Annotated in this window: 10 protein-coding genes; 3 read left to right on the forward strand and 7 right to left on the reverse strand. The window is 37.9% G+C overall.

All coding sequences use genetic code 11. The features are described from left to right. Positions 1–155: 155 nt before the first annotated feature. Positions 156–2,732, forward strand: coding sequence for a family 20 glycosylhydrolase (locus OQE68_RS14365; RefSeq protein ID WP_180568453.1), 2,577 nt, complete (start codon positions 156–158; stop codon positions 2,730–2,732). A gap of 102 nt (positions 2,733–2,834) precedes the next feature. Here OQE68_RS14365 and OQE68_RS14370 read toward each other — a convergent pair whose 3' ends face one another. Both OQE68_RS14370 and OQE68_RS14375 read right to left on the reverse strand, forming a co-directional pair. Further along, a complete protein-coding gene (locus OQE68_RS14370; RefSeq protein ID WP_180568452.1) occupies positions 2,835–3,440 on the reverse strand; it encodes a hypothetical protein in 606 nt (201 codons plus the stop codon). Between the two features lie 309 nt (positions 3,441–3,749). Continuing rightward, positions 3,750–4,085 (reverse strand): PilZ domain-containing protein, encoded by a 336-nt coding sequence (locus OQE68_RS14375; protein ID WP_180568451.1) that lies wholly within the window; start codon positions 4,083–4,085, stop codon positions 3,750–3,752. Between the two features lie 418 nt (positions 4,086–4,503). On the opposite strand from OQE68_RS14375, the gene OQE68_RS14380 reads away from it, so the two are divergent. After that, positions 4,504–5,847, forward strand: a complete 1,344-nt coding sequence (locus OQE68_RS14380) for a cache domain-containing protein (RefSeq protein WP_180568450.1) — start codon at positions 4,504–4,506, stop codon at positions 5,845–5,847. A 48-nt stretch (positions 5,848–5,895) separates the two neighbouring features. On the opposite strand, the gene OQE68_RS14385 is transcribed toward OQE68_RS14380, so the two are convergent. Further along, positions 5,896–7,740, reverse strand: a complete 1,845-nt coding sequence (locus tag OQE68_RS14385) for a PKD domain-containing protein (protein ID WP_219340023.1) — start codon at positions 7,738–7,740, stop codon at positions 5,896–5,898. A gap of 493 nt (positions 7,741–8,233) precedes the next feature. Between OQE68_RS14385 and OQE68_RS14390 the strand changes: the two genes are divergently transcribed. Further along, on the forward strand, positions 8,234–9,190 hold the full coding sequence (locus tag OQE68_RS14390; protein WP_180568449.1) for an endonuclease/exonuclease/phosphatase family protein: 957 nt from the start codon (positions 8,234–8,236) through the stop codon (positions 9,188–9,190). Here the strand turns inward: OQE68_RS14390 and OQE68_RS14395 are convergent. From OQE68_RS14395 to bufA2, 4 genes are all read right to left on the reverse strand, one after another. Further along, positions 9,174–12,593, reverse strand: a complete 3,420-nt coding sequence (locus OQE68_RS14395; RefSeq protein WP_180568448.1) for an ATP-binding protein — start codon at positions 12,591–12,593, stop codon at positions 9,174–9,176. The genes OQE68_RS14390 and OQE68_RS14395 overlap by 17 nt on opposite strands. A gap of 866 nt (positions 12,594–13,459) precedes the next feature. Beyond that, positions 13,460–14,209, reverse strand: coding sequence for an HvfC/BufC N-terminal domain-containing protein (locus OQE68_RS14400; RefSeq protein WP_180568447.1), 750 nt, complete (start codon positions 14,207–14,209; stop codon positions 13,460–13,462). After that, positions 14,199–15,047, reverse strand: coding sequence for an MNIO family bufferin maturase (gene bufB / locus OQE68_RS14405; protein WP_180568446.1), 849 nt, complete (start codon positions 15,045–15,047; stop codon positions 14,199–14,201). Before bufB ends, OQE68_RS14400 begins: the two co-directional genes overlap by 11 nt. Positions 15,048–15,250: 203 nt before the next feature. After that, positions 15,251–15,514, reverse strand: coding sequence for a BufA2 family periplasmic bufferin-type metallophore (gene bufA2 / locus OQE68_RS14410; RefSeq protein ID WP_219340022.1), 264 nt, complete (start codon positions 15,512–15,514; stop codon positions 15,251–15,253). Positions 15,515–15,796 lie beyond the last annotated feature (282 nt).

The following is a 15,796-nucleotide window of genomic DNA, read 5'->3' on the forward strand; positions in this document are numbered from 1 at the left end:
ATAATGGATATTTAGAGTTATGCTCAAAGGGTGTTATTGGTAGTATATTGGATCGATTTCAATTAGAGAAAGCAAGGCTTTAGTCTAAGCTTTGCAGAACTCTCCATAAGTGTTTAGCTATAATTGAGGTACTCAAAAGCAAAGGAATGCTAATAATGAAGATACTTCAATGTACTATGATCACTATGTTGTCAGGTTCTCTAGCCCACGCATTACCTTTAGGTGATCAACTAAAGGTTAGTTGGCAAATATTAGATAATTACCAGGATGGTGCCAATACTTTCCGGTCTCAGTTAATTATTGAAAATAATGGAAAAGATTCATTGCCTGCACAAGACTGGGAAATCTATTTCAACTTTGCCCGGCTTATTACACTAGGCTCATATCCTGACTTTGTTGATATACAGCATGTTAATGGCGATGTTCATAAAATAGTACCAGGGAAAAAGCTCAAGCCATTAAAATCGGGAAAAAGCATGTCTATTCCATTTGATGCAAATTTTTGGGCAATTAATCATACTGATAAACCAGCAGGTTTTTATATTGTTTATACTAACCCAGATAAAGGCGAAGAACACATAGAAGTATTATCTGAAGTTGAGTTTATTAAGCCTGATGAACCCAAGCAGTGGAATCGAATCAAAGAAGATATTTGGCCGCTTGCAAACTCAAAATGGCACTTTAAAAATAATAAAAGGTTGCAAGTTTTGCCAAAAGAGCAGTTACCGGTGGCAATACCTGAGCCTGTTGAAGTGAAAAAGCTTGAGTCGAACTGGCAGCCAAATGAGTTAATTAGAATTGTTGTAAGTAAAAGCTTAGCTAATGAAGCAGATTATTTGGCTAAGCAATTGGCTACAGTTTTAGGCTATCAGCCACAGGTAATAAGTTCGGTTCAGCCTGTAGTGTCTGATATTGTATTGCAACTTGTGGAAGATTCAGCTCAAGGCTTACATAGTGAGGGGTATAGGCTTGCTATAACTGATCAAGGTGTACAGATTGTTGCAAATACAAACCAAGGCATTTTTTATGGGATTCAAACATTATTGGCTCAGATTGATACAAATCCTGTGGGTGAAATATCGATAGATATCCCGGGAATGCAAATAAAAGACTATCCAAGGTTTTCTTATCGTGGGCTTCATCTGGATGTTGCTAGGCACTTTCAACCTGTAACAGAAGTAAAAAAACTGATAGAGGTAATGGCTTATTACAAACTAAATCGATTGCATCTACATTTAACTGATGATGAGGGATGGCGGCTTGCAATCAACGGTTTAGAGGAGTTAACCCAAGTAGGCGGTCGTAGGGGACATACCACAACAGAAGATGACCATCTCTTGCCGTCCTTTGGGTCAGGTCCATTTCCTGGTGTGAATCAAGGGAGTGGTTTTTACTCAGCGAATAATTTTATTGATATTTTAACGTTTGCTAAAACACGTCATATAACAGTAGTGCCTGAAATTGACTTACCAGGTCACGCTAGAGCTGCCATTAAATCAATGGAAGCACGCTATAGACGTTTGATTAAGCTGCAAGATGAACAGGCGAATAAATATTTGTTATCTGACTTGGCAGATCAATCAAGTTATCAGTCTGTGCAAGGATGGAAAGATAATGTTATCAATGTGTGTTTACCATCTACTTATACATTTATTGAAAAAGTTTTAAAAGAAATAAAAGAGCTATATCAACAAGCTAATGCAGAATTAACAAGTGTGCATATTGGGGGAGATGAAGTGCCTCAGGGAGTGTGGCAAAAATCTCCAGTTTGCCAACAACTAATACAAAAAAATAATATTAGTTTAGCTCATGTGGCCTTATTAAAGCAGTATTTTATGCATCGGATAAGTAATATTTATAGTAAATATAATTTAAAATTAGCTGGCTGGGAAGAGCTTGCTTTTACCAAATTAGGTGAAGATGGCTATGGTGCTAAGCGAGTTAACCCTTTTTATACGGAAGGTAAATTAACCCCCTATGTATGGAATAATGTGTGGGGTTGGGGGGATGAAGATAATGCTTATCAACTTGCCAATAACCATTATCCAGTAGTATTGGCTAATGCAACCAATTTGTATTTTGACTTAGCTTATGAAAAACACCCTGCAGAGCCTGGTTATTACTGGGCTAACTTTACGAATACCGAGTCATCTTATCAATTTGTACCTTTGGATTTATTTCAAAGTGCTAGAACAGACAGAATGGGAAATGTGATTCAACCTGATCAGTTTGAAAATAAGCAGCGCCTGAAGAGTAAAAATGCTAGTTATATTAGAGGATTACAAGGACAGTTATGGAGTGAAAACATGAAAACGGCTCATTTATTGGAATATTTTGCTTTGCCTAAATTACTCGGCTTGTCTGAACGCGCTTGGTCTAAAAAGCCAAGCTGGGTTGGTAATAAAAAAATAAATACTAAGTTGTATAACCAGGCTTGGAATCGTTTTGCTAATAGACTTGGTCAAGTTGAGTTGCCTAAGCTTGACAGCTTATTTGGAGGTTTTGACTATCGACTACCTATACCTGGAGCTGTGTTAAATGAAGGTGGTCTAGTGACAGTTAATATTAGTTTGCCAGGCACTGTAGTTAGGTATACGACGGATGGCACAGAACCAACAACTAACTCTAAAATCTATAAAGCGCCTTTTAGTGCGATAGGGCCTCCTGTTAAATTAAGGGCATTTACTCGAAATGGGCGAGGAGGAAGAACAGTTGAGGTTGAAGTGAAATAGTAATGTAAGGGTAGCTGTATAATAGAGGTGACGTTAACTGAAGAAGCAATAAGCAGTGAATGGTGTTATTTCACTGCTTATGGGGTTTCTATTGCACTGCGCTTATTTCGAGCTAGATAAACGTTGTCTGGCAACTAAATAACCCAATCCTAACATTGCTAAACCAAAAGTGGCTGGAACAGGAATTCGAGTAATTTTCACATCATCTACTAGTAGTGACTGGTCTAGATCAGCATCATCGGCAAACCCTTGAAAGCTAATAAAGCTTGGTAAGTTGTTTTGGCCTACAGCACTCACAAAAGTGTAGCTGAATTCATGCCAGGTGCCTGTACTGCCAACAAGGTCAATACTTTTAGTTACAATAAGGCCGTTTTCAAAAAGCTGAAAAGTGGGATTGATAGCTTCTAAAGCGAGCCACTTAAAACTAATTGTGTCTCCTGCTTTCCAGTTGGTCTCTGCTCGGATTGACGCATTAGCTGGTAACACTGCAAAACGATTACCTTCAGCTGCAGTATAACGGGTTCCGTTGTGTGTCAATTGGTTGGTTGTATAGGCTACCTGATGGCCAATTTCGTGAAACCAGCCGCTGATATCATTGCCTTGGCCTGTTTCAAACCCGCCATTAGTGATGTTGATTGGGCTGGCAAGTACCGTTGCAGAGCATAGTAGCCCAGAAGCGAAAGCTACTCTCTTAAGCCAGTTATTCATTAGGATATTTCCTGTTTACTGCAATTGATGATTATTTTAAATTACAATGTCTTTGCTTTAGTGAGCAATCAATAATCACCAGTAAACTGAATGTTATTTCACAGTTTTAAATGAATCCGCTGAGGAAATAAGTGAATCATTTATTTCATTTAAGAGGGTATGATAGTTGTACTATTATTGTGTCATAAATATTTACATATTATTGCTTGCTTTTTTATTGATATACTAATTGGGCTTATAGAAAGGAGTGAGCAGGGGAATATAAAAAGATTGCTTGAGTGGAAGTTTATACTGTTAGTAAAGTGTTTGTTATAAACCCTCTATAAATTTTGCAAGAAATGTTTTTGCTGCTTTTGGTATTTCGATAAACTCTAGTCCGAGTTGAAAGTAATGAAGCTTAATAACAACATGTTTAATATGAGATTTTGCATAAATAGTCATTTTATCCCCATTATGATGCCCTTTAATCATAAGGGCTACTTGTTGGCCTACTCTAAGTTTAATGGGAGATTCTACTAAAACACCTGTTTCAGAAATATTAAGAGTAGTCACTCTAAACATATTACCTGAATGTTTAATTATTGCAGGCCATTTAATGCTTTTGCGTGAGAATTGACGGCTTTCTTTATGCTTTAAGTTTTGCATATAGATTATAACCTTCACAAGTAACAGGTATCTATTTTACTAACTCCAGTGACCAGTCTTGAAGACTTTTAATATATTAGTGGCTTTTAGTAATAATGATAACACTACTAGACGGATTTTGTCGTAAATTTTTCTGATGTTTTTACTGCTTACTAGCAAAAACCATTTACACTTTCTTATATGTATTTGATGCAGAAGAAATAAAATTACTTATAAAGTATACCTTAAAATGTTCTTTATCCAAGATACTGTGTTGGCTTTATGCTCAGTTTCTTCTACGTCTGAGTGGTATTGCTGTGTTCTGCTGAAAAAGTACTACTTTTAGAATGTGTACTGTATAAAAATAGTTGTGAAAAGATGATATAGTTGTTTAATGCTAATGATAAGAAAAAGTCACATAAAAATAACGCTAACCATAATGGCTGTAACTTTTACTCCAATAACTGTATTGGCTGCTATTTTTGCTTATCAAAGCTATCAGTCTGCACGAGAGTCAATAGAGGAGCAAGCAAAAGAACAGTTAGTATCTATTTTAGAAATAAAAAAACAGCAGGTGGAGCAATATTTTGAAACGATTCATGATCAAGTTGTTAGTTATGCCGATAATAGAATGATTATAAATGCAATGCGAGATTTTAAACATGCTTATAAGAATTATACAAAAGAGCTCGAAGTTAATGATGTTGAACAGTTGAAGGCTGAACTGCTGAAGTATTATCGAGAGGATTATAATGTTGAATATAAGCGCCGTAACAGTGGTGAAGAAAGATTATTAGAGTCGCAGTTTCAATTATTAGATATTGAATCCATAGCTTTACAGTATGCCTTTATTAAAGCTAATGAGTTTTCAACTGGACAGAAGGATGAGCTAATCAACTTAAATAATAATACAAGCTACGGAACTGTACATGCTAAATATCATCCCCATATTAGAGAATTTTTAAAACGATTTGGTTACTATGATATTTTTTTAGTTGATTATGAAACGGGTGATATTGTTTATTCTGTATTTAAAGAGCTGGACTATACAACCTCTTTAATTGATGGCCCATATGCTGACTCTGCTATAGCTGTAGCATTCCAAAAAGTAGTCAATGATCCTCAAGGATCTGTCTATTTAACGGACTTTTCCAGTTATGTGCCATCATATGATGATCCCGCTGCATTTATAGCTACCCCTATTTATGATGATAACAATAAAATTGGTGTGTTAATTTTTCAGATGCCAGTCGATAAAGTTAACTTAATAATGACTCATGGGCGGTTGTGGCGTAAATCAGGGCTGGGAGAGACTGGAGAAACGTATTTAGTAGGCTCTGACTTCACCATGCGAAGTATTAGCCGGTTTTTGATAGAAACGCCTGGAAAATATGAGCAGGGGCTTATCAATGCTGGAGTTGAAAGAAATACAGTTGCTAAAATATTAGCAAAAAATACTTCCATTGGTTTGCAGCCTGTGACTACTCCAGGAGCAACGCTCGCATTAACTGGTGAACGAGGATATAAAGTATTGGAAGATTATAGAGGGGTTCCGGTACTTTCTGCTTTTAGTCCGGTTTTCATTTCTGGTTTAAAGTGGGCTATTTTAAGTGAAATCGATGAAGCAGAGGCTTTTAAAAAAGTTTATAGTTTTCGAAGTCACATTATAAAAGTCAGCTTATTTTTTGTAGGCTGTTTTAGTTTGGTCATTTTTTTGATTAGCTGGTTTATTGCTAAATATATTGTTTTTTCAGTAATGGACAACACTCAAGGGCAGCCTTAAAAAAACTAAGCCAGCTTTAAAACTGGCTTAGTTAAGGAGTAATAAACGTTATAAATTAACCGTTTCTGTTGGTGGCGGTGGCGGTGGTGGAATATCATCCGGTAAGTCACCATCATCGTCATCATCCGGTGTAGGTGGTGGAGGTACTGGGCCAGGATCATCGCCATCATCATCTGGTTTGTCTGGATCACCAGGTGGAGGTGGTGGCGGCGGAATATCCGGCGGCGTGTCATCATCCGGTTTATCTGGATCGCCAGGTGGTGGCGGTGGTGGAATATCCGGTGGTGTATCGTCATCATCATCGTCTCCTGGTGGTTTAGGAGGCGGCGGTACAGGATCATCATCATCCGGCTTATCTGGGTCGCCAGGAGGTGGCGGTGGTGGCATTGGGTCATCTGGGTTGCTGGTATCTAAACAGCTTACAGGTTTTTTCGAGATGACTAATGCATCCAGGTAGCTCTCCATTTCCCCTTCAATTGCTTGGGTTTGGGTTGTTGCCAAACGGTTGTTGACCGGTTGTTGGCTGTTTTGCCCCATCATTGTCCAGCTGTTTTCAAACTGAATACCATTAATAGCGTATTCTCGCCATTTACCTGTCCAGTTTAAATCAGTTAGCGTGTATTTTGAGTAGGGTTTTCCATCTATTGCGATTTCATATACACCATCTGCTTTGTATGGAGTAGTACTATTCAGCTTAAGGTGCACAATAACACAGTGCCATTTTCCTTTACTTAAAGGATTATTATCATCGCCATCGGGCTTATCGGGTGGTACCGGAGGAATAGGTGGTTCTGGGTCACCAGGAGGTGGCGGAGGTGGTGGAATATCATCATCCACTTGATTTACCGCAAAATGACTAAGTGTAGGTTTTTCTGGTGGAGCTGGGGGCGGCGGCACAGGTGGTAATGGGTCAGTATTTTCACCAAGCTGAGTTAAATTTTCCATGTCATCCCACTTGGTGGTTTTTAATGTGGAATCTGGGTTGTTTGGATCAAAACCACTATAAGCTTGAAGGTTTGGCTCTCCAGAAATGACAGCTGTATTGGATTTATCATGTGAAAGTGTAGAGACAAATGCTTGTGGGCCAAACTGATCTGAGCCAGCAGCAACACCAAATGCTCGTGTAATATGAGTTGGCCAGCCCGGAGTACTGTTCGGGTATTTCACATAGAAACGGTAATATACTTCATTAATTTTTTCGTCAAAGTAAGGTTTGGCACCTAAATCATCGATGGAGTTGTTATAGGGGACTCGGCCAAAGTTACGTCGAAAGCTGCCACTATTTTTACTTTCATTATCTGCTTTTAAACGTAAAGCATATTTACCATGGGCAGGGTTAGTTTCAACTCGTTGTAGTGATGTTGCATCCTTGCCTGGTTTAACACTGTTTTTACCATATTTTTCTGTTAATGAGGCAGTGGTTTCAAAGTCATCACACCATAGCCACTCAGGGTGCTTGCTTTGCCAGTTTTCACACTCATTCATGCCAACTGGGTCGTCTCCATCCCCATCATCGTCGTCATCATCTGGAGTATCTGGAGTGGTATTAACAGTCACTTCTAGCTTATGTTCTGCGGTGGCATTTTTGTTATCCGTCACTGTTAGGGTAACCATGTAACTGCCTGCACTGTTATAACTATGGTTTGCAGTAGGGCCATCACCGTTCATGCTGTCACCGAAATTCCAGCTATATTGAGTAATATTGCCATCAGGATCAGAGCTAGCACTCGCATCAAAACTACAGCTTAGCTCACTGCAAGAATGAGAAAACTTTGCGACAGGTTTTTTATTGCCTGGTGGATTTGGTTTATCGTCATCATCACCTGGGCAACCCGTAAGCACCATGACACAGGCGCTATATAATAAGGTTTTTGCAAATTTAGGAGTCATCATATTAGCCACTTCATTGATCATTCTCTTTTGTGTGGAGCCTTTATTGCTTATATTGCTTACAATTTACTATGAGGCTTTCCATAGACCTTCCATGACGTACTAGCCATTTTCAGATATATCCAAATTCAGTATATTTCTGAAAGAATCGACTTAATTGAAATTGAGTAATTTAAATAATGTTTTAACGATCATTTCAAAATGTCAGGTAATACAGATTGAGAGATAAATAACAAACATTAAAGTTGAGTAAGGAATCATTAAAATTACAATTAATATCAATTATATTAACTAGCTTGAACCTTAAACAGGTGACAATCTAAACACATCAGTTTTTAGTAATATTTGTCAAGACTCACAGAAATTGTTTAGCTTGCAATCAACTCACAAGAACTTGAAAAGATATACACTAGAAAGTGAGTGTAGGCATAATTTTTTATGTAAACTTATACAAGTACTGTTTTGGTCTGAAACATCTATCGGAGACAACTAGATTGTGTGGATATTTAGATGGCTGTTGTTAGCAGTTGTGCTGGCTGGTGTAGCAAGCTTTATTGGGTTATTTGGGCAGTATCACTGGCTAGCTGATCTAACAAATCATTTTCGTTGGTATTATCTGGCTGTAGCCATATTGGGAATAATGGTGTCTAGTCTGGTGAGAAAGTGGCACTGGTTTGTCTTTGCAATCATAGTGGCTGGGCTAAACTATGAGATTATTTATTTGTATAAGAGCCAGCTTGATGGTGATCATGGGAATATAACGGAGGAGAATTTTGCTGTCATATCAGCAGCTCAGGTTAATGTTAACTTGAACAATACAAATACAGAATTATTGCTACAATGGTTACAGCAGCGACAGCCAGATATTGTTGCTGTTGAAGAATATACACCTACTTGGTCACAAGCGCTTAATCAGTTGGGTAATCTTTATCCATATAAAATAGAGAGGCCAAGAAATGACGGATTTGGTATAGTACTTTTTAGCCGATACCCCATTGATAATTTACAAATTCAACACTTTGGTCCAGACCGACTACCTTCTATTACAGGGGTAGTACTCTGGAATCAATTTAAAATACAACTATTAATTACCCACCCTGTGCCACCAATGTCTCAATCTATGGCAATTTCTCGCGATTTACAGCTAGAGGATATTGCCTGGTGGCTAAAATACCAGTCAAATCCTGTTGTATTATTGGGTGATTTAAATACAACTCCTTGGGGGTATAGCTTTAAAAAGCTAATTAATACAGCGAATTTAAAGTCTACTCGTACAGGTGCAGGTTTGCTCCCTACTTGGCCAGGTAAATTACCTTTAATTCCTATTGATCATATTTTGTTAAGCAAGTCATTGGAAGTAATTAGTGTAGAGGTAGGGCCAGATATTGGGTCTGACCACTTACCTATGATTGCTGAGATAGGTTTAAAAAATAATTCTAATCAACAGCAATAGATAGTCTATCTCTCTCCCTGGCTTTTGCCCAGGGTGAGCGTTTATCGCCAATTGACTCAAACCAGTACATTTCACTGGCATTTATTGGAATCAAACCCGAGGTTAAAATCAGCCGTTTAAAGCCCCGTTCATATAAGGTTTTTGCCCATTCACACCCTGTTATTTCTTCTCCAATAAATTCATTATCAATATAAATTGGCGTATCTTTAGAGATTTGATCAGCATATCTTTCAAACTCGACTGGGCTTTTCAATGATAGTAGCTTGGCTGGATATATTTTGGCATCTAGCTCCCAACAAACACGGATACCTTTATTATCTTCAATATGCACAGCATCATAATTAACAGATGCTAACGTGCTTACCTCTATGGATAGCCAATTAGTGAGAGGCTTCGGTAAAACTTTAATTCCTAGTTGAGCGCAACGTTCTAGCACACTACTACTTTTATAGTGATTAGTCACTATAATACTGTGTTGGGCTATCTGCAGAGCCTCGATGATGTCAAGCCCAGTTTTAGCTCTACCTATTAGTTCGTAGTCTGATAAAAACAACAAGGGACGGTGGGGATTAATTTTTTTCTGGTAAAATTCAATGGCCTGCGTTTCATTACGAAAATAATTAACCTCTATGCGAGAAGCTGTCAAAGGGAGAGAAGCTAGGCGACTCTGCCATATACCATGCATACTGATATCGTCGTCTAGAATCATGACTTGTGAATTTGCAGGCAATACTAATAAAGGCAAAAACCAGGAAGGAGTTGCTTGTAGTGGTAATATAATAGTGATTTGGGTGCCAACACCAGGCTCAGAGCATACAGCCAGCTCTCCTTGCCACGATTCTACAGTAGTTTTGGCATGAGATAATCCTAAACCTGTGCTACCAGGCTTGCCAATACTTACCCCTCGTTTTAATACGTCATTAATTCGCTTATTTGGAATGCCTTGACCATTATCAATGATAGTAATAGCCGCCCTGTTATTTAATTCCTGTAACCTTAGCTGGATATTAATATTGGGCTTATTTCCTTTAGCTTCTACCGAATTATTAATTAAATTAGACAGTACTCGTCGTAAGGTATTGGCGTGGATATTGACAAATAGTCCATAAGCATCATTATCTACTTGTAGCTGTATCTCTACTGAGGGTTGGCGGCGATATTGTACTCGCTTTTCTGATACTACTTCTTCTAGTAAAGTAGATAATAGCTGCTTAGAAATTTGTTGTTTAGCAGGGTCTTTATCTGCATTTTGCTCTCGTTCCACCACTAAAAGGCCATTGGCAATATCATTGATGCTATCAACGGCACTACGAAAGAGAATACGATTTCTTTCTGGGATAGTCTCTATGGATTGTTCCGCAATCATTTCCAAGGCCGTCAGTGGGGAGCGGATATCATGGGCAACCTGTGCAGCTATCTGGTTGATTCCTTTCAAGTTAGCCATGCGCTTTTCGTTTTCAATAAAGTCATTAAATTTGTTAGCCATGGTGGCAAACTCATCAATAAAATAACGCTCTTCACCATTTGCTTTTTTAATATTGTTTGACAATTTATCCATTGCTACATCTAGAACCATTTTTGCTTCGCTACAAATACGTTTTACAATTCGGTAAGTGATAGACAACACCAAAAGGACAAAAGCAATATAAATGGCCGCTACAATAATTAAGTGGTGCAAGATTTTTTGGTGAATAATGGAGTCATTAAAGTAAACAGTAATGGTGCCCCGTTGGTCCTGTTTAAGTAGAGGGTTGTAATAAATAACCTTGGAAACAGAGTAACTTGAATCGTTTGTATTACAATGGGTTTGTTGTATCAAGTTTGTATTGATATCTACGCAATCCACATTCAGCTTTTGACTAAGGATATCAAGTAATTGGGTGGCCTGGGAAATATCTTCTAGATGAGCAAACTGTCCAGCATATTGTTCTGCAATAATTTGGTCCTGCTGACGTTGTGCGTCTGTGGCATGTTTTACAAAGTACCAGGTCTCACCTAAAAATACCAAAAAGCTGGTAATAAAAAACATAACACCTATTATCATGCCTAGGCATTTCTTTAAACTGGCTCGTTCAAACTTGCTGACGTTTTCCCCTTTTTGATAGTTAATAAAAGCAAGTGAAGTACCAATAATCCCTAATACTGACATCATAACAAAAATGCCCATATGAGGAACGCCTGCAATTAGAATTAGCCCAGCAATCATTGCGTAGGTAAGCCGAGCCAGTAAGGAGCCGCCACTAAACCAGCTGGCCTTAAACTCATCTGGTACAAAACGGTGGCTATCAGAAGTAATTTCGGCACGTAAGGCAAAAGAGATTGGATAAGCAATCAATATCACTGAAAAAATACAGACTAGTTTTGCAACTGTTGATATATTGCTATAGAAAGTAAGTGCTACTACTGCAGATAATAAACTTAAGCACAGCGTCCCTAGCCAGCGAATAGATCTTAGTTTAGGTTGTTTGGAAAGCCAAGGGATAAAAAAACGAGAAATTGCTATACCAAAAAAAGTAATTATTACAGCGGCTCCCATACCCCCGCCCCAAACAAAAATCATTGGCAAGTTTGCTTCTTTGAATAAGTAATAAGATTCACCAACCAAGAATAGATTGCAGACTTGTAAGAAAATATGTGAGTATGCATAGGTACATAAAATTGGAAAAGTAGCCTGAGCAGATAGGAATAGTTTTGTTATGGTTATATCACTGGTAGAGTTACCTTTTTTTATGGAAATGGTGCTAAAGTCTAGATCTTTAGCCATTTTAAAATAGGCTACTATCTGAATTAATAGTACATAAAGTACCATTCCAAGTGGAACTAGTGCGACATACTCCTTCGAAACCTGAGAAAAAAACTCTGTTTGTAATAATAGTCCAATACCTAGTGCTATTAGTGGTAGTCCTAGGCGAATCCATATACCGTACTTATAACTAGCAAGAAAAAGAGGGGGGGCATCGCTGATTTTAATAGTGCTCTGCTCAAGTTTTTCTTGATACCAACGTTGATAAGCTGCTTGGTACGAGCCACTGGTAAATGCTCCATTAAGTGCGCTGAAAAGCTGGCGCATCACTAAAAAAGAGAGCATCAATATATAATAGCCCTGTATTGCGAAAAAAATAGTTAAACCGAAAAATAAAGTAGATACAAAGTCACAAAATAGCCCTAGTCGAACAGAGAACTTCCAGCCAACACGGTCTCCTAAATATCCTGTAGGTATTTCTAAAATTGCAGATAGAAAAAATAGCAGAAAAGTAGATAGAACAATTCCTTCTCGTCCAAAACCTTCTGTAGTAGCAATAATACAATAAACAATTAAGCCAGTAGCCAGATTTCCACCGCTTAACAAACCGTCTGTATGACCAAATTGCCTCAACAGCTTTTCTGTATAAATACTGGACATATTAGTTCCTTCTGAGTAACAACTAAGCATGTGCTTAGTGCTGACATAATCTTTTGGCATTTTTAAAATAGAATGCCTTATATTTTGGCTAATAGAAATAAACTTTTAAGTATGTAAATACAAACAAACGTGAGTTTTTTTAGTCCGCGGATAGCTGATATATTGATATAAAATAGTGTCATGTGCTGTCAAAGCTTAGGCTTTTGCTATAGTAAAGATTGTGTACTAAAAAGTAACATGCCATACTTAACTCGTTGTAGCTTATCGTTTATTTTGTGGAGGAAAAAATATGAGAAATATTTGCTTATTGGATGGTGATGAGTGTTAGTTAGTAAAGTTGGCTTTAAAGATAATATTACTCATCATAGTAATATGAAGTAGTATCTTTAGCTTTGCTTCTACTATAATTACTTATCAATACTCAATGTTAGGAGGGGGACAGTGGCAGTCATCCCCCTGTTGTTCCCAAATATCTATGCCTTTTATTTACTCATCCCCGATCAGAAACACATAGTTTACTGTTTCTGTCCTTAAGTAAGCGAAAATCTCCTTTTCGTGCTCGCAAAATGAGCGGTACTAATATTACTATTTTATGAACAATAAGACACGGTATCAGGCTAATAATGATTAATCAAGCATTCAATTTAAGATAAGACAGATACCAAAGTAGAGTTTGTTTTTACTTACTTTCTTGTGGCTCAAAATAACTATTTACTCAAGGTTAGGGAATAGAGTTTTTTTCTTAAGATATTGGGGTTTTATGATACTTCAGTAGAGAAAAGCTAGTTACCTAATAAAGAAGGCTGGCAAGAAAGGTTGTTACTGGTCTAAAGAGAGAGTGAGTGTGTCTGCTCTGAAATCCCATTTCAGCTTGCAGACATTACTACTTGATCATTAGTCAACTGTTGGATAATTTGTGCAGCCCTTTGTGGCGCTTGTTCTGGAGAGTGCCATCTGCAAAGTTGTTCGCAAATGTCAGCAAAGGTAACCCCTTCAATAATCAACTGAATAATTTGCCATTCATCTTCAAATACAGAACGGAATTGTGTAACCAGCTCTTTGCGCCATATCAGCCAATAGCTGGTATTTTGTTCAACGGCAGGTGGTATATGGTTCGCTTCAAGTGATTGCCAGATGTTAACCACATTGGTTTGATATTGAAGCACGCGTAGGCTAGGAACTAGCTTAAGTTGTATGGTGGGCCACTGTTCTGGGGCAATAGTGGCAAGTTGTTCGAGAGTAATAATTTTGCTGCCTGCAGCATCAAAAGCGGCTCTAAGTTGCCATTCCCAGTTTGCGAGCTCAATAACTATGGGTTGCTTGGAGAATAAGGGATGGTGTTTTAAGAAGGATTGCATATCACTACCAAACCAACGAAGTGATGGTTTAGTAGAAGGCATATGTTTTATATAGCCGGCAATCAATTGGTCGTATAAATCATCTCCAAGTAATTTACCTAAACAGGGAAAATCAGTATCTAGCGCTTCTTTTAAGCGTTGATGATAGGCATTTTTATAAATGGCCAGTCCAGGTGTTTCAGTGGTCACCAGCTGCTTAACTTTACTAGGTTTGTCTTGCAAAAACGCAAGAAACTCTTTTTGTAAATTAGCTAGCATTGGCATAACCGTTATAGTCTGTATAGATTGGCTCTGCAATGGTTCTGGCGTGGTTTAGCTCTGCCAGTAACTCTGAAAAAGTAGGCATATTATCATCACGTTCGATCATCGTTGATACTGGGCCAAATAATTGAGCGGCTTCCTGATATAAGCTCCAGACATTATCAACGACGGGCATATCATGAGTATCAATAACATAATCGCCATAGTCACTATGACCGGCTAAATGATGTTGCATCACACGATCAGCAGGAATACCATGTAAGTATTCTGTGGGATTAAACTGATGATTGCGAGCACTTACATAAATATTATTTATATCCAATAAAAGATAGCAGTCTGCTCGTGTTACTATTTCACTAATAAATTCCCACTCAGTCATTTCTGAATCAGCAAAAGTGACATAACTGGATAAATTTTCTAATAAAATCTGTCTGCCTAAAAATTCTTGTACATGTTGAATACGAGAAACAATGTGTTGGATTGTTTGCTCTGTATATGGAAGAGGTAATAAGTCATGGCTATTAATATGGTCAACCCCTGTCCAGCATAAATGATCGGAAATAAAAATAGGGTTAATTCTTTGGGATAATTTTTTAAGTTGTGCTAGATAATCTTGGTTTAAAGGATCGGTGCTGCCTATAGAAAGAGATACCCCATGCATAGCTAGAGGATATTGCTCTCGAATAGCATCTAAATAATACAGAGGTTTGCCACCTGCAACAAAATAGTTTTCTGATATTATTTCAAACCAATCAATATTGGGTTGGGTTTCGATAATTTCTTGATAATAGTCATGGCGCAACCCTAGGCCAAAACCATAAAAAGGACGATTCATTCGGGTTGCCTTCATAGGTTGATATAGAAACAAGTGTTATATGCCAGTTAGAGATAAATGGACGTTGGGTGTTATCAATAGTAGCGAACTACTAATAATGACCAAATCCATTTATTTTAGGGCCTGTTAACACTATTTGAATCACCACTGCCGGTTCAACTAGTGTTATTAGGCCCTAGTTAAAGGCGTCCTAAAGAAAAAAATTACTTTTCTTCTTTAACAGTACCACCTTTAGCTTCACATTCCTCAGCAGACATATTCAAGTAACCTTGGCCTTTACAAGAGCCATGGCCTTTACAGGCATTACTTGCAGTGGCACAGTCGTTATGACCTTTACAGCTATTAACACCCCAGCATTGAACTTGACTGGCTTCAGCACTGGCTGCTACTTGAGAGCCTAAAGTAAATAAACCCGCAGCAACAACAGCTAAAGCAGTACCTGAAACTTTTTTTGGTGCACTCATCATATACTCCTACTACTCATAGTAATTTCATTAAATTGAGCATTTATCAATAACTCAATCCTAAAGACAGGATAGGAAGAAAATAAATTTCAGTCGGGTAATTTAAAACGAATAAATTGGCTTCGATCTTGTGATTTTATTCAAAGTTAGAGCTTTCGAAACTAACCAGAATAACTGTGAAAATATACCTGTCGTGAATCATTTTTAGGTGTAAAAATAAAGTGGTATATATTCACAGCGAGGGGTATTTATACCCCTAGGGCACAAGGGCGCGGCCACCGAGAG

This window comes from Spartinivicinus marinus (genome assembly GCF_026309355.1).
Classification (GTDB): Bacteria; Pseudomonadota; Gammaproteobacteria; order Pseudomonadales; family Zooshikellaceae; genus Spartinivicinus; species Spartinivicinus marinus.

What these genes read in the sequence shown, in the direction of transcription:
- OQE68_RS14365 (WP_180568453.1), top strand. Translation starts at nt 156, where the DNA reads ATGAAGATACTTCAATGTACTATGATCACTATGTTGTCAGGTTCTCTA.
- OQE68_RS14370 (WP_180568452.1), bottom strand. Translation starts at nt 3,440, where the DNA reads ATGAATAACTGGCTTAAGAGAGTAGCTTTCGCTTCTGGGCTACTATGC.
- OQE68_RS14375 (WP_180568451.1), bottom strand. Translation starts at nt 4,085, where the DNA reads ATGCAAAACTTAAAGCATAAAGAAAGCCGTCAATTCTCACGCAAAAGC.
- OQE68_RS14380 (WP_180568450.1), top strand. Translation starts at nt 4,504, where the DNA reads ATGGCTGTAACTTTTACTCCAATAACTGTATTGGCTGCTATTTTTGCT.
- OQE68_RS14385 (WP_219340023.1), bottom strand. Translation starts at nt 7,740, where the DNA reads ATGATGACTCCTAAATTTGCAAAAACCTTATTATATAGCGCCTGTGTC.
- OQE68_RS14395 (WP_180568448.1), bottom strand. Translation starts at nt 12,593, where the DNA reads ATGTCCAGTATTTATACAGAAAAGCTGTTGAGGCAATTTGGTCATACA.
- OQE68_RS14400 (WP_180568447.1), bottom strand. Translation starts at nt 14,209, where the DNA reads ATGCTAGCTAATTTACAAAAAGAGTTTCTTGCGTTTTTGCAAGACAAA.
- bufB (WP_180568446.1), bottom strand. Translation starts at nt 15,047, where the DNA reads ATGAATCGTCCTTTTTATGGTTTTGGCCTAGGGTTGCGCCATGACTAT.
- bufA2 (WP_219340022.1), bottom strand. Translation starts at nt 15,514, where the DNA reads ATGATGAGTGCACCAAAAAAAGTTTCAGGTACTGCTTTAGCTGTTGTT.